The sequence below is a fragment of the Microbulbifer maximicatervae (SeqCode) genome (assembly GCF_052466985.1).
In genome coordinates this window covers 333,335-354,169 of record NZ_CP174298.1, presented here as the reverse complement: position 1 = coordinate 354,169, position 20,835 = coordinate 333,335, and the positions used below count along the sequence as shown (strand labels likewise).

Annotated in this window: 20 protein-coding genes; 6 read left to right on the top strand and 14 right to left on the bottom strand. The window is 43.5% G+C overall.

Annotated features, from left to right (window positions below):
* Positions 1-1,143: 1,143 nt before the first annotated feature.
* From ACJJI3_RS01650 to ACJJI3_RS01640, 3 genes are all read right to left on the bottom strand, one after another.
* Positions 1,144-1,551 carry a hypothetical protein gene (locus ACJJI3_RS01650; protein ID WP_444941272.1) on the bottom strand — a complete coding sequence of 136 codons (408 nt, stop codon included), beginning with the start codon at positions 1,549-1,551 and terminating at the stop codon, positions 1,144-1,146.
* Positions 1,552-3,572: 2,021 nt separating this feature from the next.
* The gene (gene csrA, locus ACJJI3_RS01645) at positions 3,573-3,752 is read right to left on the bottom strand and encodes a carbon storage regulator CsrA (protein WP_444941271.1); all 180 of its coding nucleotides are present in this window, start codon (positions 3,750-3,752) and stop codon (positions 3,573-3,575) included.
* A 1,354-nt stretch (positions 3,753-5,106) separates the two neighbouring features.
* Complete coding sequence (locus ACJJI3_RS01640; protein ID WP_444925421.1) at positions 5,107-5,730, bottom strand: IQM protein middle domain-containing protein; 624 nt, start codon at positions 5,728-5,730, stop codon at positions 5,107-5,109.
* A gap of 217 nt (positions 5,731-5,947) precedes the next feature.
* Here ACJJI3_RS01640 and ACJJI3_RS01635 point away from each other — a divergent pair, with 217 nt between their 5' ends.
* From ACJJI3_RS01635 to ACJJI3_RS01625, 3 genes are all read left to right on the top strand, one after another.
* Positions 5,948-6,082, top strand: coding sequence for a hypothetical protein (locus tag ACJJI3_RS01635; RefSeq protein ID WP_444941270.1), 135 nt, complete (start codon positions 5,948-5,950; stop codon positions 6,080-6,082).
* A gap of 136 nt (positions 6,083-6,218) precedes the next feature.
* Entirely contained in the window at positions 6,219-6,542 is a 324-nt protein-coding gene (locus ACJJI3_RS01630; protein ID WP_413662658.1) for a hypothetical protein, read from the top strand.
* A 192-nt stretch (positions 6,543-6,734) separates the two neighbouring features.
* Complete coding sequence (locus ACJJI3_RS01625) at positions 6,735-7,721, top strand: transposase (RefSeq protein ID WP_444941269.1); 987 nt, start codon at positions 6,735-6,737, stop codon at positions 7,719-7,721.
* Positions 7,722-8,479: 758 nt separating this feature from the next.
* Here the strand turns inward: ACJJI3_RS01625 and ACJJI3_RS01620 are convergent.
* A complete protein-coding gene (locus ACJJI3_RS01620; protein ID WP_444941268.1) occupies positions 8,480-10,279 on the bottom strand; it encodes a UvrD-helicase domain-containing protein in 1,800 nt (599 codons plus the stop codon).
* A gap of 1 nt (position 10,280) precedes the next feature.
* Positions 10,281-12,470 carry an ATP-dependent nuclease gene (locus tag ACJJI3_RS01615; RefSeq protein WP_444941267.1) on the bottom strand — a complete coding sequence of 730 codons (2,190 nt, stop codon included), beginning with the start codon at positions 12,468-12,470 and terminating at the stop codon, positions 10,281-10,283.
* Between ACJJI3_RS01615 and ACJJI3_RS01610 the strand changes: the two genes are divergently transcribed.
* Positions 12,469-12,600, top strand: coding sequence for a hypothetical protein (locus ACJJI3_RS01610; RefSeq protein WP_444941266.1), 132 nt, complete (start codon positions 12,469-12,471; stop codon positions 12,598-12,600). The two genes, ACJJI3_RS01615 and ACJJI3_RS01610, sit on opposite strands and share 2 nt — an antisense overlap.
* Positions 12,601-12,945: 345 nt before the next feature.
* Here the strand turns inward: ACJJI3_RS01610 and ACJJI3_RS01605 are convergent, their stop codons facing one another.
* A complete protein-coding gene (locus ACJJI3_RS01605) occupies positions 12,946-13,335 on the bottom strand; it encodes a LexA family protein (protein ID WP_444941265.1) in 390 nt (129 codons plus the stop codon).
* A gap of 6 nt (positions 13,336-13,341) precedes the next feature.
* Positions 13,342-13,539: a hypothetical protein gene (locus ACJJI3_RS01600; RefSeq protein WP_444941264.1), complete on the bottom strand. Its 198-nt coding sequence runs from the start codon at positions 13,537-13,539 to the stop codon at positions 13,342-13,344.
* 339 nt (positions 13,540-13,878) lie between these two features.
* Between ACJJI3_RS01600 and ACJJI3_RS01595 the strand changes: the two genes are divergently transcribed.
* Complete coding sequence (locus ACJJI3_RS01595; protein ID WP_444941263.1) at positions 13,879-14,598, top strand: AHH domain-containing protein; 720 nt, start codon at positions 13,879-13,881, stop codon at positions 14,596-14,598.
* Positions 14,598-15,176, top strand: coding sequence for a hypothetical protein (locus ACJJI3_RS01590; protein WP_444941262.1), 579 nt, complete (start codon positions 14,598-14,600; stop codon positions 15,174-15,176). Before ACJJI3_RS01595 ends, ACJJI3_RS01590 begins: the two co-directional genes overlap by 1 nt.
* A 29-nt stretch (positions 15,177-15,205) precedes the next feature.
* Here ACJJI3_RS01590 and ACJJI3_RS01585 read toward each other — a convergent pair whose 3' ends face one another.
* The 7 genes from ACJJI3_RS01585 to ACJJI3_RS01555 form a co-directional block, all read right to left on the bottom strand.
* A complete protein-coding gene (locus ACJJI3_RS01585) occupies positions 15,206-15,751 on the bottom strand; it encodes an HNH endonuclease family protein (RefSeq protein ID WP_444941261.1) in 546 nt (181 codons plus the stop codon).
* A gap of 98 nt (positions 15,752-15,849) precedes the next feature.
* Complete coding sequence (locus tag ACJJI3_RS01580) at positions 15,850-16,131, bottom strand: hypothetical protein (RefSeq protein ID WP_444941260.1); 282 nt, start codon at positions 16,129-16,131, stop codon at positions 15,850-15,852.
* Positions 16,132-16,409: 278 nt separating this feature from the next.
* Complete coding sequence (locus tag ACJJI3_RS01575; RefSeq protein ID WP_444941259.1) at positions 16,410-16,586, bottom strand: hypothetical protein; 177 nt, start codon at positions 16,584-16,586, stop codon at positions 16,410-16,412.
* Between the two features lie 638 nt (positions 16,587-17,224).
* The gene (locus ACJJI3_RS01570) at positions 17,225-17,875 is read right to left on the bottom strand and encodes a hypothetical protein (protein WP_444941258.1); all 651 of its coding nucleotides are present in this window, start codon (positions 17,873-17,875) and stop codon (positions 17,225-17,227) included.
* A gap of 560 nt (positions 17,876-18,435) precedes the next feature.
* Positions 18,436-19,176 carry a hypothetical protein gene (locus ACJJI3_RS01565; RefSeq protein WP_444941257.1) on the bottom strand — a complete coding sequence of 247 codons (741 nt, stop codon included), beginning with the start codon at positions 19,174-19,176 and terminating at the stop codon, positions 18,436-18,438.
* A gap of 73 nt (positions 19,177-19,249) precedes the next feature.
* Entirely contained in the window at positions 19,250-19,987 is a 738-nt protein-coding gene (locus ACJJI3_RS01560) for a hypothetical protein (protein WP_444941256.1), read from the bottom strand.
* Between the two features lie 457 nt (positions 19,988-20,444).
* Entirely contained in the window at positions 20,445-20,828 is a 384-nt protein-coding gene (locus ACJJI3_RS01555) for a hypothetical protein (RefSeq protein ID WP_444941255.1), read from the bottom strand.
* Positions 20,829-20,835: the final 7 nt, after the last annotated feature.

Below are 20,835 nucleotides of genomic sequence, written 5' to 3'. Positions count from 1 at the left end.
TAAGCTCTTTCTCTTGAATTGGTTTTATAAGTCTGTAGGTTTTTACCAGCAGCCATCCAACTAGAAGTGGAAGTAATGTCAACAGAATGATAGTGCCGATTGTAAGTAAAGCTTCAGGCGATGATTTTCTCATTTATCTTATCAACTATTTAGAGTATTGGGGGTAAATATACCGAGCGCACGCCAGTGCGTCCGGTGCTTTTACTAGTTAGGCATAGTACCGAATCGCCTACCAAAAGGCGGCAGTAGCTACCATACCCACATAACACATGAAAACAGCAGGCCTATGACATGTACATAGCTGGACAAGCTCGTCCGGCCTGATTATGTGTAGCTTTGTTATCCATGGCTTCTAGTCTTCAACATAGATTCAAATAAAAGTATTAAAAAAGCGCCACTTATAACTGGTAAAATTATTCCGAAAATGAAAAAAATAGCAGCCAATGAGCGACTACCTGTCTTATAGCGTCTATAGCCCTCTATGAACGGATACAAGAAGAATCCTATCAGTACGCTATATATGATGAACTCCGGAACCCTCAGTAAAGCTCCGCCCCCTAACCTTTCCAGGCCGAGGAGGTAGATTACCGGATAAAGAAGACCGGCCAGTACAAAAATAACTAAAAGATAAAGCCACTTACTCAAAATTCATATCTCTTCATTGGAACACATAACACTAAGTTTAGGGGTGGGCCACGCAGTGAGCCGCCCCAGTAGCCAAAGGCTGTGACAACAGTGCTCTATTATGTATTTATACGCGCCTTTATTGATTTGTAGGTAAATATTATTGCACTGAGAGCAGCACTGTAAATAAACGAGAAAATACCAAACACTATTACCCCTGTTATTAAACCACCCTCAAATTCAACGTTTAGGGCAAATGCACTAATGACAGCCAAAACTAAACATATGAATGTGGCAAGATACGGATTGATAGAAAAGATATTTGGCCAGAACTTCTTGCATAAAGCCCAGATCAGTAATGACGGACCTAGAAACACTATCTGTAGGATGATACCAATCACTAAGAACATTAATTCTATCAACCTCTACCTAGATATATAACAACTACAACGGGGGCTGCTGCGTAGTGTAGGCAGTCCCGCGAAGGGCCAAAGCCCCTTAACAACCTGCTTGTATTTGTTAACTTTGACCATATTCCGATAACAGTTCCAGAGCTATAAAAGCAGGCGTTTTCCCAATGCCTTTAGAATGAGCAGACACTTCATGGTAAACTCTAGACCAACCATCAATTTCCAATAACTCTTTATTGGCTCGATCTGTCATTACATCAAACTCGTAGAACTCTTTTTTCTTCGTTAGCCATGTGCCCATCCATTGAGTTCCATACTGCTCAAAGATTTCGGAACAATTCAATAGAATTCCCTCATTCGCGGACATCCCCTTTTGGGACAACAGCAAGGTCAACCATGGGTACATACTTTCATCATTTATAAATTTGTCCACGCACTCTTTCATTTCAAGGAACGAGAGTTCATTTTGTTGTTCAGTATTCTTGTTTCGAATTCGGCGAAGCTGTTCGATATTCATGATAAAGTTAACACTCTAAAACCGGCAGCCGGAGCGCAGACTCTCCGGCACGCGTCCTTCGCGCGTAAAGTTAATTAGTTTGTTATGAATTTCCCTCACGCAGCTCCCCGATAAAACTATCTACTAATGACTTGCGAACCGACATTGGCCAGCTCACTGAAAATGTAAAGGGTATTCGCCAGGTAACCAGAAAGCAGGTGACATATTCATCTTTACGCTTTATAAGTACTAATTTTCTATTCAAAGAATAGCTGGCGAAACACGATATTGGGTAGTTGGCCCATTGAATCGGATGTGAAAAAGAATGAATCTAACCTACTTTTTTTCGAAAGTTTAGTCTCTAGGACCTCAACCCACTGTTTTCCATTACTTCTGAATATAGCCATTGTGTTGTTTTTTGAAAGGACTTCAAACTCTACGTCCAAATTCAAAAAATTGAATGTATACCTCATACCATTTCTCATAACGCCCTGTTAAGTGGCCAAAGTAATCGTGGTAAAGTGAGCGAAAGCGAACCACGCTTACTTTGGCCCGCCACGACAGTTTGTTATGCTTGCGTTCATATTAATACTGGTAACACCCATAAAAATAAAATAAAACAGAAATTTACCGAACACAAAAGCCCCCTATAAGATGGCTTAAAACTCATTAGCTTCAGCTGATAAATTGAATGTAAGCTCCAAATTATAGAGTGAATAATAACCACCACAAACAGACTTGATATCGTCCAAAGTAACATTTCTACAGGATCAACTACAGCATCAGTTCTCGGCCAGTAATGACTATGATCATATAACCTCATGAGGCCATATACATAGACAAATGCAGTAACAACAAAACCTACAAAATATTTCATTAGGATTTAAAATTTTGGACTAGAAAGCATAACAGTTAATTCAAAAGAAGCTTCTTTATATCACCCTGCTTTATATTTCTACGCCCGATTTCCTTTCAAATCTCAATAAAATCAATAAGTTACCTTATTTTTGTGTAAATACGCAAGAATATATACAAAGCAGCGCCTTTATAATTCTGTATTTTCTCAGCTTTACATCACCTTTGGCACCCTTTAAGTATCAATGAGTTACTGAGTTTCAACTAGAAGTAGGTGCAGCTTCTGCTGGCTTTTGTTATTGAAAGTACAGTTGTACACTTTTCGATCAGCGCCAACTAATTTACATGGCCCAAAACTGATAATCTGAGGGTTATGGCTTGCTAGCCACTTGTGCCGTCTAAGCAACCCCATCACTGATATGTGTTTGCACGCGGTATGCTCCATATCATCAGGCATAGCCTCCCATCCAAGCTGTAAGCCTAAACTTCACTGTGTTGTAAACACTGGTCGATCCCCTCTTCCTTGACCTTATTGATATCCTGATTTTTGTCACACGGCGTCAACAGGTTCTCCGTTGCTACCATTCTTATACGTGGCGGTAACGATTCTGCGGGGCTGACTATACAGGTTCGGAAGAGCGTGACGAATTGAAATCTAGCGATGTGGAGGGACACCTTGTATGTTAGGCGAGGAACAGAAAAACCAAAGCATAGATTCCGTCAAAAGTGGAACCTCATCTGCTGGAGCTGGATTAATCACTGACTCAGCACACAAGAGCTAGGGAGCATTGTTGGGAATATTCCTCCTTCATCAAAAGGCTAGGCATCTTCACTTAGCGTAGGCTCTGTCTTTAGCCCAATCCTGAAGGCTGCTTGAAGCAGCTGGTGGGCTCGGCGACATTCATCTGGAGGATCTGTGTATAGCAAGCCAAGCATTAAGTACACCTCTTGTGGCGCTGGCAAGGCTTGCTTACCCTCTCTTCCTGTCGGATAAGAAGGTCTGCTTGTTAAACACCTCCAAGACATCAGCACGGCCACTCCGAGTTCGCTAGCTAGTCACCTTTGGCATCCAAAAGGCATTCGAATCAGAGCGCGTATATCGCCTACCGAACAGAGGCGCAATGATTCTTCTTGGAATCCCTCTTTCAATTATTGGGTGCCTCAAGTTGCCCTACCTTCAAGCATATTCAGGCCTTCACTTTCTGCTGCTTTTTGATCCGCACATAGATTTCTTCACGGTGGATGGGGAGTGACTTAGGTGCGCTTATGCCTATCTTCACTTGATTGCCTTTCACCTCCAGCACTGTGACTGAGACATTTGCTCCAATCCTTAGAAGTTCACCTGTCCGTCGCTTTAAGATCAACATACTTATTTCCTTCGATGGTCAAAGTTTGGGCGCTTCCAGGGTGGGGAAGCTTGGGCTTAACGTTTGGAGGAAATGTGGGGTGGCGCTCGGGGGCGGTAGGCAGAGAAGAGGAAAAGGCGGGCGCTAGGCTTCCAGAGCTTGGGAACAGGCCCCAAGCCGCTGAATGTACTCCACTTTATTGAAGACGAGCGGGTTTCTAGCGTATTATCCATATAGCCATTTTGATACTTAGGTTATCAATTTGGTCAGCTGGCCCCGGGTGTTCCTAGCACCTTGGGTCAGCGCCTTTTACTTACTCTTACGTCACGCTACCGTTCTCCTTTGAGGGATGGGTCTTTTAGAAAATTCTCGACTCTCTCGAAGCTTTCAAAACTATTCAAACTTCTGAAGCCTTTTTAATCGGCTCGCTCAATTACGGCCAAAATACCAAAAATGTCTATCGATTTTACGCAGCTTTGAGATTGAAACAAACTGAATAAATTTCAATAGGATTATTTTCGCGCCTATATTTTTGGTTATTTTCGGTTAAGGAAATCTCAATCAACCATTGGAAAACTCAATTCATATTGAAATGCACTCCATACTTTCCTTAAAAGATTAAAGAGTAATGCTCTCAATCATACAGCTAACTAAAGGCAAAGCCGGGGAATGTGAAAGTTCACTAATAATTAAATTGGCTCATTAGTTTTATACTCGTATCCACACTCCTTTGCTAAATACTGGAAGAGCAGGATTCCGTTGTAGGGGTAAATATTGAGATCAGCATGGAGTTACCATCTTGCAAGTCACCTCTCCACATTAGTGCTATTGCTTGGCTATTTTGGGTTAAAAACAATCGTACAAGTAGCCGCTGGTAAGGTCATTTTAAATTCCAGGCTTAGCTCTATTCTTACCAGTATTGCCAAGATATTGAAGACTCTGATTACACTTGTACTCAACAGCGCATTCGCACGGTCGTATCTAGTGAGCAACCCAAAGCTCTACTTTATTACTGGTAGTGAGCGCTTAAAAGGACCTAAAGCACTCCCTTTTCAGTTGGAACACTATTTCGAGCCAGTGACTGGAGTGGCCGGTATTTAGATCCTTAAAAACGAGGTAGGATGTGCTATATCAGCCCTCCTATCCGAGATACTTGATACCTCACCTATCCACTGGCTATGTAGCAACCATATTTTGAAAGCAGATTAAAGTCTGTAGGTGACTGCCAGTAGCTTCCTCTCAGCGTTCCTTACAATCTGGCCTACCCCCAAAATCAGCCTTCCCCAAAACCTGAACGTCAATTTCTGGTGCTCCACTTCCCCTGCCTCTATGTCAGAGATGGAGAGTCTGCAGAAAGCTCTCATGGCTATTTACATCAGAGCCACTGCCATCTGGGGCCATCAGGATAAAGCCTTAACCTTTGCCCTTGAATATGTGTACGGCCGGTATAAGTATCCTCGCTCCCATCGACAGTCTCTTTAACAACAGTACCGCGAAAACGTTGATACCATTTGCCTCTATAATTATGATCTTGAAAATTTTTTAAGCGCAACTTACAGGTTTTTGACGAAATCCCAAAATCCATTTCAGTTTCACTTAAGTCAACATTATTTTTTTCCAGTTCTTCTTTAAACTGCTCCATATAATCGCTAGTGGGCTGGTAGTGGCCACTGAAATTATTAATATGCTCTATTATTCCACCTACCACCGAGATATGCCCAGCCGCAGCAACTGGTCGCCCCGAGAAAAATGCTGAATGGTGCTGAATGTCACCATTTTTGTTACCACAAAAGATACGCCCATTCTTATCCATAACGAATGCCCAAGATCCGCCAGGATTGGTATTAAGTCTCTCTCCGCGCCAAAACAGAAGCCCACCTTGTATCGTAACCTGATATTCTTCTCGTTCAGCTTCACTCATATAGGGCACAACAACTCCACTATAAGTATCTTTACTTAAACCGCTATCTTTTAGCATTCCAAGTTCTTTGTATGGCATGGCAGTTATCTCCTTTATAAATGCGCTTAATAGGTAGCCATCAATAATAGCTAGTCATATTGATAACTATTTCAAGAGTATTTCTATCTCCATTCGTAAGTTTGACTCCAATGTAAATCATTGCGCTTCTGGTTACATACGCAGGGCCTTTCTTTGTGGGAAAGATACCCAACCCGGAGAGGATTTTGAGAGTCGGCATCAGTGTATTGAGGGTAGAATGCAAAAGCTAGTCGCCATCTTTGCGTTCGATGTTGCAGCCTATGCTGTGGTGAGCAACCACTACTATACTGTGTTCTATATCAGCGCAGAAGCCGCCAAAACTTGGTCCGATACCGAGATCCTTACTCCCTGATGAGGTCTTTTAAGAACTTCCGTACTAATTCAGCGCTATCTTCAAGGGAACACTCTCGATTCTAGCGAAATAGAAAAGCTCCATGAGCTTAAAGAGTGGCCATAATGAATGACTTGCCACTAGAGACCTATAAAGCATGATAAATTTCAATGAATATAATCAACCAGCAAAGACATTGGTTCTGTATTATGCGAAACAACTAAACTCTGAAATCGCTCGATCGGTTGTTTCTGGAAACTCCAATTTAGATAGTAAAGAGGAGGCAGAGTCTTTGGCTTACTTTTTCTGGAAAATGACGGATCAAGCGGTTGATGACGAAAAAGATTGCAAGATGATTGAGGGTATTTCAGATATTCAGTCTTGGCTAGAAAAAGCACTTCATATATTTAGAGGTTACTTCAAAAAGCAAGGCTATCAGCAAGAGTGGTCAGAGGGCTATGGCAAATACCATAGTGAGTAGAGTTTTATAACAAACTTCCGCCTAACTGCTATGAGGAGAGGTAGGGTCGCCACTTTTGGGAGGGGCATTCAGGTCTCAAGGGTATTTCTGGACACCCACCAAATAGAAAGTATAAACCGCCAGCCCTATTGACAAAAGGATGAAACCCTTCAGGATACTGTATATTCATACAATACAATACACGTGCCGCCGATGACTCTACCCCGAAGCACCCAGATATCTCTGGATTCAACACCTTATTATCACTGCGTTTCCCGCTGTGTACGCCGTGCATTTCTCTGTGGCAGAGATAGTAAATCCGGAAAAGATTACGAATATCGGCGCGAGTGGATTGAAAGCCGTATGTATAAATTGGCCGAGGTGTTTGCGTTAGATATTGCCGCCTATGCAGTAATGAGTAATCACTACCATATAGTGCTCTATATCGACAGAGAAGCTGCTAGCAAGTGGTCTCTCAAAGAGGTAATTACTCGCTGGCAAAAACTGTTCAAAGCTTCCAGCTTGGCTCAGCGCTATCTTCAGGGCGATACCCTCGATCACTGTGAGGTAACTAGGCTAAAAGAAGTCGTTTCTCTATGGCGGGGGCGTCTAATGGATATCAGCTGGTTTATGCGCTGCTTAAACGAATCTATCGCTCGCCAGGCCAACGCTGAGGACAACTGTACAGGCCACTTTTGGGAGGGCCGTTTTAAGTCCCAAGCCTTACTAGATGAAAGAGCCCTTGCTGCCTGCATGGCCTATGTAGACCTCAACCCGATCCGTGCCAATATTGCCAAGACCCCTGAAGACTCCGATTACACTTCGATTCAACAGCGTATTCGTGCCGGAGTCTCAGGCAAGCAGCCCAAAAGTCTACTTCCGTTTGTCGGCGGTGAGCGTTTGAGTATGCCGAAAGGGCTACCTTTTCAGCTGGATCACTATTTGGAGCTAGTAGACTGGAGTGGCCGACATTTAGATCCCAGAAAACGAGGCTGTATTGCCGAAAACACACCTCCCATCCTGGAGCGGCTTGGTATCTCACCCAAGCACTGGCTCTATCTCAACCGAAATTTTGAAAGTCGCTTTAAAGGCTTGGTAGGATCAGTGAAGGTGGTACAGCAAGCCTGTAGCCAGCTCAATAAACGCTGGGTACACGGTATTGGTGACTGCCGGCGCTTCCTCTCAGCTACTTCCCACTAATCTAGCCCTACTCCAAACACTCAATAGCATGATTGCCGGTTTTATATCCAAAAATTGCGCTACCTACAGCCTGAACACAGACCCTCTGCATTCCCCCCCCCTTTTTTTCCCTAAATCAGAGAGGAAGAACCACCAGAGCTGATGCTTGCCACGTAACTGACGCTACTCTCCAATCTTTGGGTGTCCTGGATTACCCCTTCCTCTCAGCTACCCCCCACTAATCTAGCCCTACTCCAGACATTCGATAGCACGATTGCCGGTTTTATATCCAAAAATTGCGCTACCTATAGACTGAACACCTCTCCAATCTTTGGGTGTCCTGGATTACCCCTTCCTCTCAGCTACCCCCCACTAATCTAGCCCTACTCCAGACATTCGATAGCACGATTGCCGGTTTTATATCCAAAAATTGCGCTACCTATAGACTGAACACAGACCCTCTGCATTCCCCCCTTTTTTTCCCTAAATTAGAGAGAAAAAGCTACCAGAGCTGGTGCTTGCCACGTAACTGACACTACCCTCCAATCTTTGGGTGTCCTGGATTACTTTCTGCACGATTGCCGATTTTATATCCAAAAATGGCGCGACTTAAAGCCTGAACACAAAACCCCAGCATTTCACCACCTTTACCCCTAAATCAAAGAGGAAAAGCCACCAAAGCTGATACTTGCCACGTAACTGACATTTCTCTCCAGTCTTTGGGTGTCCTGGATCGTAATCATCCAAACTAAATTGAAATCAATAAGAGGGTTTACAGATCAAAGGTTATCGTAATCAAAGCTGTATGAACTCAATACTGTTGTTGGACGATATTCTTCCCTTCTGAATCGAATACGGCCAAGCTCTGACACTAAGTGCAAGTTTTTCCGCGCGCGTGAACCGATAACATAAAGTAGCTTTTTAGCACTTTCTTCCCCGTAAGGATCGCTAAAGTGCGGAACCATCCCTTCGAGCAGAGCGTAAGCTATAACAGAATCAAATTCCGCCCCCTTTACGCCATGGATAGTGGAAATAGTTATTCCCTGTCTCGGCTGGAATACTTTTTTGAAAGTATCTATATGGCTTATGAATGCTGCCCCTTCCCGCTCCAAACGTTCTATCCGACTCGCTGAGCTTTCAAAAAAAGCCTCATAGTGAACTTTCAACATGGGGAAGCTCATAGCATCTATTCCCAACAATTCGAATAGAGCATGAAAAAACTTATCCAAAAAATGCAACCCATTTTCTTCATCAATCTCTATGGTGTTGGAAGTCCTTAGAATATACTTTGGTGTAATAGAATCAACGTTGACGCCTGCGAGCTCAATATCCCGCAACACTTCCGATGCCCACCTAAGTCGTCTCACATATATATCAGGAGATGATCTAGTTAAAGCAATCTTTGATAGCTTAAACCAAAAATTCTCTATATCTCGAGAGAATGGAACCATACCAGGACCATTAAACTGATATTCTGGCAAGCTACTGACCAGCTTTCTTGTCATACTAGCGAGATAAGGCCATTGAGGAGCGAGAATACACAACTCAGTCTGTGGCACTCCCCGATCTTCGATATTAAATCTAATCAGCCTTATCAACTCATCTTCAAGGTCATCCTTATGGATAGCATTTTCATATGAAATGACACTACCTTGCTCATCACCTTCTAAAGCAGAAACAATATCTGAATCAAACACTTTGAAATGAGAAAAATAGTCGACTATACGTCTAGACGAGCGATAATTTCTAGAGAGCTCCCGCTCAGAAATCTCAACCCCCGTCAGCGACCTAAAATCGTTCACATCGATGGCAAAACCACCAAGAGATTGAAAAATTGCTTGATTCGGATCCCCAACTATGAACGTTCTTGTAGAGCCTTCACCCGCTCGTAGAATCGAAGAAATTATTGAATATTGAATTTTCTTTGTATCTTGATATTCATCAACTAAAATATATGAAAACATGGCAGAAAGAACTGAGCTAATTTCAGACTTAGACTCCATCAACTGGAAAGAAAAAAGTAAAATTAACTCGTAGTCGATTTGCCTACGACTCTTTAAGATTTCAAAATATTCAGACAGAACTCGATCAATAACATCGAATTTTGAGGATTCATTACATGAGCGGACATACCCTTCAGGGACAAAATAATAGCCACAATCCCAAAATGTTACCCGCGGCCTTTGATGGGCATATTTTGCACACAACTCGGTTAGGATAAGCTCCGACTCGTGAGAATCAATTACGCTGTACCCTCGAGTCAGATAGTCATGATAAATGCCATAGGGCTTAAGTATCCATTCTAGACAAAAGGAATGAATGGTCCCAATCCAAAGCCTATCGGTACTAATTCCAAGAGCTTCAATCCTCTCGTTAATTTCATCAGCAGCCCTATTTGTATAGGTGATTGCAACAACAAACTTTTTCGATTCACGCAATCGAGCAAGCTCATAGGCAATTTTGTAAGTTAACGTTCTCGTCTTCCCACTCCCTGGACAAGCCACAAGGAATACACTACGGGGATCTAATATGGCTTGACTCTGTTCGGAGTTTAACTCTCCCTCCCCCCACACAAACATATTAGAAATTCTCCAATATAGTGGAGAGCTGCTCATCAATAGATGGAGGGAAAGTAAAAAACTTTACATCATCAAGATCCTTATCACCTCTGGAAAAATCTTCGACTAACCTCTCATACTGTTCGACTGATTCATGAGGAATAGAACCCTCACTTTTCAGACAGGAAAGTCGATATTTAAAAATCCTACTCCAGACATCACAAGATATATCAGGGTGAGCGAAGACAATCGCTTTTAATAGATAACCCGGTATTTTGGTTTTGTAATCTATACTTCCTCCAAGGCGAATGGCAAACCAACCTTTACCGTCATTCGCAGCCATCTTCAAAACTCTAATACCAAACTCAGCTATGTTATCAGACTGCAGCTCCTCAAGGGATCTAGTTATTGTTGCCGCCTGAGAGTAAATCTCAGGAACTAAACCCATAAATTTCTCTAAATTTCCTGCTCTCGCAAAATCAACCTCAAACGTGTGATCCGAAAAAAATGTATGCAACCACTGATTTCCCTCACAAAATTCCTCAAGCGTCGCCTTACGCGATAATCCAAGCTTTTGGGATTTCCGAAACTTCCTTTTCAACTTTGCTTGAGACTCTGAATCTCCATCGCTTGGCGTGGTATCGATAAAAGATTCGTCAAGATCTGTTACAATTGCGCACCGCTTTCGAATTCGAGAATCGTGAAAAAGAGATGCGACGTTTAGAAACCCTGTACTACGGATGTTTACGAGACTGATCCCAAGCTCATCCAGACTTACGCCAAGGACATTCCTAATCAATATTGGTATAAGAATTTCCTCAGCATCCCCTTCGACTAATATAACACTTTTGGCAAATAGCAAGCTGCTCCTGACAGCATCAAGATAGCGCTGAACATTCCCAATAACATCCTGACTTAGGCCACTGGAAGGCTGGAACGCCTCGCACTTATTCAATGTGCGCCCTAGAATATTAATATTCTCAATATTACTAACTTCGGAAATATGCGCCGAGTGTGTAGAGTATATGATTTGGGTATCGTGGTAATTTAACTTGTCAAATAAGGTTTTCTGAATATGGGTATGTATGTGGGCTTCTGGCTCTTCAATCAGTAGAAAGTTTGCAAACGATTGGCTTGCCTTACGATATTTGAACTCTAGCAACTTCAGCGTCAAAAATATTAGGTTGGCCCCGCCCAGACTCATTTCATGAATCGGCCCCTCATGCTCATCTTCCGATTCACCTACAAACAACTTCAATGACTGAAATAACTTTTCCGCCTCTTCTGAAAGTTCAGATTTAATCGCTAACGAAGATGGAGAATAAGCCTCTCCTGCAGTGGCTTTAATTGTATCCCGAATATCACCACGCACAACTTGAACATCGGACAATCCTTCAATGGAACCATTCAACTCCCTAACCTGATCGGTTATTGTTCCAAATGCCACAGGGTCGATTTCACCGCTTTTACTTTGCAGAAGCGAGAGAAGCGGGTTTGTTCTATTATTATGAAACTCTGAAACAACATCCCTCAATGCCTGGACAAAAGTAAATGATATTTCTTTGGAAATCGATAATACAGCAGGGATCTTAACCCCAATCTCTGGGTGCTCAAGTTCTGCGTTGAAGCGTACAGTCTCAAAATCACCGACTATCTGCTTGTAAATTTCTAGGTTGTTAAAATCGACATCACTGCGCCCAGTAAATATAGTTTCGTAATCGTCGATAGTTACATCGGCTAGAATTTCCTCCAACCCTACATGATCACCCACTTCTAGTTCGGACAGAGCCTTCCTCACATCTTTTTTTGGGCGAAAAATCAAATTATATGTAGCCCTGTCTACCCCTCCCTCATCATGGATTCCTGTACCGTGAACAAATAGCGCTTGCACCTCTTCATCAGCAGAAATTTCCTCGAATTCCAAGCTTAAAATTATCCAATGCCCCTTCCAGCTCGATAGAGACCTATTGAAGTCCGCTTCATTTAGACGATATGCAGATCTAATCATGTTATCGTCTAGTAAAAGACGAATTGCTCTGAATAAATTTGTTTTCCCAGAGCCATTTTCACCAATAACAGTGTTTATACCCTTGTTAAACAAGAGCTTAGTGTTAGCGAAATTCCGATAATTAACTAAGCAAAGTTTGGAAATATGCATTTGAACCTCATCTCCTTGAGGCTGATAAAATTTTTTGTTTTTTGGATTCGTCATGTTACACCATGATCCAGTCGCGCTCGACGAAGTTCACAACTTACACCACGACAAAGCCACAATCTTGAGTTTCAAGCTCAAGACTTACTGGCTGCAACTGGAAGATCTGGTTACAGACTACACCCAGTAAAAACCGAGGGACTGCCTCGACCGGAGCCGAAATAACACCCGATGTGTTGCGCGAGCCCAGGCGATTAGTCGCCCAGTCATGGCAGGGAGACTGAGAAGATGGACTTAATACGGACTTAAATTTCAGACACAAAAAAACCCGCTAAAAAGCGGGTTTCTTGGCCGTTGCTATGCAACGATATATATGGTCGGAGCGGCCGGATTTGAACCGACGACCACCACACCCCCAGAAGCACTGGTACAAAAACCTAACCTATTGATTTTAAACGATTTTATAGTTGAAATGGATGCCTATGAAAACAGCGTCGAAAATAGTGACGAAACTGTACAGGCATACACTACTTTGCTAAGCGGTACGGTGATACCGGATTGACGCCTTAACCACCCCCTCAACTATCAACTCTTGGCCCTCCCAGACCGGTATCGGCCTGTAATTGCCATTGGCCGACAATAGCCGGCTCCGCTTCAAGTCCAAGATTTTGCACGTCAGCTGACCATCCAGGGCGACAACTACCACATCACCATTCATAGGTGTCAGTGAGCGGTCAACAATGAGCACATCACGGTCAAAGATGCCCAAGCCCTGCATGGAGTCTCCGTTGGCCCTGGCCATGAATGTAGCCGGAGGATTGGTTATTAAGTGTTCATCTAGGCTTAACGGCTGTTCTTTGTGGTCATCTGCTGGGGAGGGAAAGCCACAGCTGACGCCGTTGCTGTATAGAGGGGATAGTTTCATAGCTTGTTACTTTAACAGTTCTTTGAGCTGGGCCTGCTTCTCGTTCAGGGTGTTCAGCTCATCTACAAGGGCATTGGTTGCCGCATCCAGATTGTTCACCTGCACCTTCAGCATGTCCCTAAGCTTCGGGTCGGCAGTGTCTGCGGTCATATCAATAGTGTTCAAGCAAGCGCGTATCTCGGCTTCAACCTCTATGAATGTCATGGTCCAACTCCTTCTTTCCGTCGACACAGGGGCAATCTATCAAAATACTGTATGTATATACAGTATCGATAGTAAAAAGAAGATGGCGCCCACGCTAGCGGGCTTAGAGGGTCAGGATATACAGGTTTTTATGGGTGCTGAGTGGCTCTTTGGGTGATTGGTAGACGGAGGCTTTAGATAGAGTTAGTTAAATTAATTCGACTCTATTAGGGAGGCGCCTCTCATTTCATGGACTTACAGCATAATTTCTACATCTAGCGCTATTTTATACTGAGCCACACAAACCATAGATGATAATCATGAACAATTCTTGGACGCTGTAAAAGGACTAGTCAGTAAATGGAAATTAAGTACCAGAACGGAAAGAGAATAACCAAGCACAAACATGAATTGTCTCATCTGGAGTCGATGATTCAAGACTACGAACAAAAGGCAGAAAAATTCTACAGCGGGGGCAATGCGGTAAACTCCCTAGATAAAGAGAGGAAGGCAGAAAGGGAAAAGGCTCTGAAATATTTGGATCAAGAGCGCAGAACCATTGAAGCCATGATGGACGTTCAAGAACAGCTTGCTAAGTATCGAGCGGTAGGTGAAGGAGCCCTTAGCGGTACACTAAAGGAAAGGGCGGATACTCTTCAGGTAATGGAGAAAGAAAAACACCACCCCACCGATACGCTAGAAAAGTACATGCGAGCCGAGGGAGTGCCCAAGCCGAGTCCACTACATACTGCGCACCACATTGTGCCAGGTAAAGGAAAGCTACCAGTCGTCACAGGTAGAGCCCGAATGCACCTCCATCGTCATGGGATCCGTATAAATGACCCAGCGAATGGAGTTTATCTAGTCAGAAGAGATGATGATACTCCACACTGGTCTATGCCAGAATCGACAGGCCACTTAACATATCATACCCATGAGTATGAGCGATGGGTCGCTCGACGTATACAAGGGTTTCGCGATATGGATACGATCAAAACTCAACTTCAGGTAATCGGGAGAATACTCCAAGAAAATGAACCCGATACCGCTATTACCGAAATTAAAAACGGAGTTATCTGATGCCTGCAATTTACGCAATTCGTGACGACGGCTTTCGGTTTAAAAACCTAGACTTAAGTATTCTGGATATTGCCAGGCACGCACCAGATGACTCCGATCCAGACTCAATCCTAGATTTTAGCCTGCGCAATACTGCGATGGCTGCTTGGTGGCCCCCTATGGGCGCACACTTTTTAAGCAATGAAGGGTTTGAGGGGTCCCCTATTCCAGATATATCATCTGGCCTGGGTGCCACGCTGGTACTGTCCCCAAAGGCCAAACGTTACCTTGGGGATTTACTGGAAAGCTATGGGGAGCTGCTACCCGTTGAAGCAGAAGGTGAAGTCTACTATCTCTTCAATTGCCGCACTTTTGGTCAGGAAGATTTAGATGTTTCCCAGCATGAATACCTTGGTGATACCCCTATTTCTTTAAAAGCTTTAGCTTTTACCGGTGATGCCGAAAAGCTAGCAACCTTTAAATCCAAATTTGAAAACTGCGCGACTGTATTCTGCAATGAGCAGTTTAAATGTGCTGTAGAGAAATTTGAGCTAACTGGCATTAGCTTTGATGAGAACCTAGTTGAGCAGTTTGGCTGAAGAACAGCAAATGGGAGGCAAAGCCTCCCCTATTCCTCTAATAGTGCCAGAATCTGGGCTGATTCTTCCCGTGAGAACTCCAACCCATACTTCTCTACTATCGCCATAAAGCGCTGCACATAGATGGCCTGGACAGGCTCATAAGGTGGCATCCACTCATCGGGGCCTTTGTCACCCTTGCTTTGGTTCCGGCCATCATCGACCAGCCATAGATTCTCAGGGTCTTCTGCAAATTGACGCTTCAGCTCTACAGTCCAGTTGGCACCACCGTGCCCGTGCGCCCAGGACAGCGGCACGATATGTTCAACATCCAGGTCAGAGGCCAGATTGAAAAACTGGCCCGTGTATGGGTCCAGCCAGAGACCCGTATCTACCGTGCACTGCTTGTCATTGGTGAAGGTTACTGGAGCCAGGGAGAATTGAACCAGAAGCTCATGGCGTGTGCTCTGGCAGTCTCGATCGGTATCAGACCAGCCTGGAAGCCATTCGTGACGGTCGTATTCGTTGGTGTTGGCTACAGCCTCAAAACAACCAGACAGAGCGGTGGATAGGATAATTGGTAAAATAAGGCGCATGACGACCTCTCAAAATTATTTTAAGGAATCGTACCTGAGGCTGGTTCGGGGAACAAATACAGAGAGTTTCGCCGATATGAGCAGGCGCCGAGTATACGCTAGGCGGCCTTACCAGCGATGGATGGTTTAAATATCATGTACATTACCAACATCCCGTCAGGGTCCCTAGTGAGCACCCTAAATCCATGCTTCTCGTAGTATCCCACTAATCCATTTATATCTTCGCATTCCAGCAAGATTAGCCGCCCCCCTATAGCCTGCTGAGCTCCTCTGAGAACAAAAAATATCTCCTGGAGGATTCTTTCTAGATTTATCGGAGTGGAAGGAACTCTTTCATTCTTTGCCAACTGCCCTATTAGAAAGCCTCGCACACTTTCCACATCCGGCATTCCGCCCGAAATGGCGCGCATCTGGCTACGCGAAACACTCACTTCGGCGAGACTAACCTCCATGAAAGAAAGAGAGAAATACCCATGCAAGACGGGCTCTTTATCTTCTATATCCAGAAAAAGATAGGTGCGTGAATGGTGTGATTCTTCAAACCTTATAGACTTCTTACGGAGGAATTCTTCTACATCAGAATTTCTCTGGCAGGAAAAGCTTTGCAGGACGGCTTCAGCAGCCGCCCGCCCTTCGCCTGGGATATCAATTAGATCCCTTAACGAAATGAGAACTTCTGTAGTAATTGCTTGACTCCTTCCTTGGATTCAGCGTGTATATCTCTATCCCTTAATTTTATCTCTGGCCCGTCGTCGTTTGAGAGAGCCTCTTTAAATCTTCTTATGTCCTCTGGGTTGGTGACCACAAATGCCTTATCAAAAGATGTAGTAGCCATATTAACCTCCCTGTTTTTCCCTTGGCGCATACAGGTACATGCTGACCCGACTGTATGCTGACATCGACACGGAGTTTACACACCTAAGAGCAGTTTGGGTTGCTTTTCGTGCCAGAATTGACCCTTAAAATTACACAGATTTCCCTGACCACCCAGTATCTACCTTGCTCTCACGTCCATAGTAAACCAAATCTAGATGATTGGGGCGCCATTGGCGAGAAGTTTTCGTTTTGGCTTGATTACCCTAGGGGCGGGGCAATCAACATAGATTAGAGGCCCAAGCAAAAGAAAAGAAAGCCGCCTAACCGCGCATCCTGTGAGATACAAAACCTCGCGCTTCGGGCCGAGGTTTTTTTATATAATCTCCATAACTCCTTGACTGTGAAGTTCACCGACTTTATCCAACAAAAGTGCAGGCGATGCCTTTGCAAAGACGTAAGAGGCCGAGAACTTGCACCATTTTTCGCAAGTTCCCTTTCCGCCGTCAGTTTCCAGATTTTATGCAAAACTACTACAGGGGTTTCGCCGACATATTCACCGGGTGATCGAGAGCACCTTTTTTCCTATGGTAGGGAAGGTAATAATACTTGTGGCACGTTGCTGTATGTGTCAGATGGCTAAATTGTTCACTACAGGAGCTAAATCCTCCTTCTCAGCCGCTCATGATCTGGGGGGGTTGGGCACAACATGGCTGGGATAGTCATTCGGCATCTCCCGCAACTTCCTGCAACTCTCCTTGGAGTATTTCCCTTAAAGCACATCTCCGTCATCTCCATTGGGAACCAACCGCTATATATTGCATGCTGTATAAGTCTGGGTGCTGCACACTGGTAATCAAAATCTTGTATTCCGTCATCTTTGACAAGTGCATTATTTCTATTTTTGACAGTACCTGGAAGAAATGCTGGAGAATATTCGAAATTAAGCTCCTCACATGCGGCTGCGAACAGGCCATCAATAAACTTGCCGGAGTGACTAGCGAAAACAATATTAGTATTTCGGCACTTGAGCACCCCAATCATTTTCTCCTTTGGAGACTTAAATTTACTGCTATTTTTTCCTTTCAATAATTCTATTAACTTGTCATATAAATCATTAGCCTTTTTAAACGTTCCCTCAATGCCGGAACTATCATTCAATGTAGAGTGTAAAACATGCATAGCCGCAGGTTGACCACAAAACCTACATCCATCATTTTTAACTGTAAATCGCCCATCTCCTCCACTAAAATTAGTGCTATTCACCAATCCATACATAGTTCTAGCGTCATCAAGATTATAAAACCTCATTACAGCCTCCGTTATTCATATCTTATACAATTAGCGGGGTAACTCGGTTGGCTAACAGTGTACTCAACAGCAGCCGCAATATATCATACTTCACTATATCCCCAGACGCCCCTACTCCCCATTAAAGAAAAGGCCTAAGGAAACATTAAGTTATCCACAGTTAACGCCATCGTACACAGATGCATATACGATGCTGCTTTTGATCCTTTATATGCAAAGCGAGTTAGGCGCCCTAGAAATCCCAATAAACCATATCAGCGCCCCAAATAGTCAAAATATACACTTTTGAATTCAATATTATTAATTTAGTACACAAAGGATTGCAGGGGCACAGCTGAGGTCGAGGGCTTGCGCCCTCGCAGATTTCAAGAATGGAAACTGGGGTTCAGCGAATCCTGGCAGAGTTGTTGCCGGTATGGTGTGATTGGAAGAGTCAGCGATAAAACTGATTTATCTACACAGTGAAGCGCACAAAAAGTGACTAGCTTAACAGTCCATTGTTAACCCTTTTTACACGTTGCCCCCTAGAGATAACGTTTAAATCAGATAGCCAGCAAGCTTTACCTGGAGCTACTAGGTACACTTCGGCTGGTCAATGATAACTCTATCTTTTCTATATATTTACTTAGCGCCAAACATTTTTGGTAGTAATCAAAATACATATCGCCTTCATCCTGGAAAGGTGAGCCGGGCATATGTCCCGGTAAATTTGATTTGTATAGTCTTCTGACAAAACCAACGAACGCTGACTCCTCTATTTCGACAAGCAGTTTTAACCACTCAAGGTCGATATGCGCCCTTGAATCAACTATCTTCGAGACATTATGAATAATTTTTTCACAATTTGATTTTAGGTAGTCGATCCAATTTCCGGCCTCAAAGCCATTTGGAACAGGGAAATGAATAGGAGCATTCTTCTGATTAGGATCAATCTTTCCAAAAGCCCTTTTCAAATCTTCAGTCTTTAGCGATTCAAATTTTAACTCAACCCCAGATGCTGAGGAGAAATGAGACAGCTCTACTTTGCAGGTATTCGTTATAATTTTTGAAAACCTTAAAGCATATGGATAAAAATCATATTGCTCCTTTACTTCCCTGTAATGAACTACGAAAAGGTAAAAAATATAACTTGCTATGAATGATACTAATAAAGGCTCAAATACTACCCCCAGCTCATGACCAAAAGAAAAAAATTCTGAAACGTTATTCCACCAAATTACTTTCAAAATAACGATGACCAATGCCACGACCACTGAAATAGTGATACGTTGGGGTAATGTCTTTAAAAACAGCTTTAACAAACCACATTACTCTTTCGAGAAATACAACGCCTAAATAAGCAGCGACAGCAAGCCATCGCGCTTGATTTCATTGTTAGAGAGAATCCACGAGCTGCCAACCCTCATGAGTTAATCCAAAGTTATTTCCAGTGGTGTCAGAAGCCGCCACAAAGCTTTCTTTAATTAGCTCCTGTAGAGCTGACCTACATTTGGCGTAACTCCTTTTAGAATCTTTACCGAAGGATCTATTTCCCGCCTGTATACTTTGCCCTCCCATTACTTCCCGAACCATAATTATTCCTTTTTCGTCAGCAGCCGCTGCTGTTAGTAGATCTATGGCTGTACTCGTCAGATTAAAGTCCCTTTGTTTTCTAATTTTTCCTATTTCTACTTCCAGCTCTTTCTTTTTTGACTCATCGGATATTTCTGAAATTGATTCATCTATTTTTGCTCTTTCGATAAGCTCTTTTTCTTTCCTTGCAGCTAAATCAGCACGTTTTTGTTCAAGTTCCCCCTGCAGAATAGCTTTTCTATGCTCGGCTTGGAGATGAGAAGCGTCTATACGATCCACCGGTGTCCTTGCTATTAGTAAAAAGTAGTATTTTATCCAATGAGTAGATGCTGCAACCAGTGCTCCGACAATTAAAGGTAATACTACAAGAGTCCAGTAATTGGTTTCCTCATCAAATAAAGCAAGTCTTTCAGTAGGTGTGCCTGATGACACAACCAGCAAAAATATACCACGCCAATTAAGCGTAATGAATGCTAGAAAAGCATAGCCAAAATATGGTGATTTTATTCTTGAATCAATTGCGTCCACTACATCTTTCATTAACTTATTCCATCTTATCCACTTTATTGAAAATTTTTCTCTGGAAGAGTATTTAAAAGCAGCTGTAATATATCACCCTTCTCTATATCCTCAGACTTCTCTCGCCACCAATTAAAGAAAAGGCTTAAGGAAACATTAATTTACCATGATTGGTACCATCGTACACAAGTGGATATATTGCAGCCGATTTATACCCCTGTATTTTCGCTGCTATATACCACTTTGAAAAGCCCTTAAAGGTCAATGTATTAGCTGTTTTTTTTGGGGGGAGGTAGATATACGAAGCTGCTTTTGATCCTTAACAAAAAAAGCAAGTTGGGCCGCGTGGTTATCTCAATAAATTCTATGGAAGCCGCCAACATTTGCCCAACAAACTCAGCTAAATCACTGTCCGTATCCCCAGTAACCCCAGGCAATATCGCGGGACAGCTCGCGATCTGCCAACCGCTGCCCTCCCTCACCCACTCGGAATCGCCATAGCCGCAATCGAGCTATGTACCGCGAGGCGGTTCGCCACTTCACCTATGCATTCAGAAACAAGGCCGGCTGCCTCATCAACCACATTGACCGGCTGCCCTGCATCTGTGGTAAGTGTTTTCGTTGTTACGTAGACCCTATCCATTGGATCTCCGGCAGCATCGGTCTGCACGCTGTTCTGATCGTCAATCACAGCGATAACACACTTGAGCACCGCTACCGCTTGGGCATCAACGCTTGTCGGCTCGGTATTTTGCGTAACTGAAGCCCGCACAATCGTGCCGGCACTATGGCCATCGTCGATGGTGTAGGCAAACTGCCAGGCCTCTAGGTCCGGCACGGTTATCGGGGAAAAGCTGGGCATTAGCACC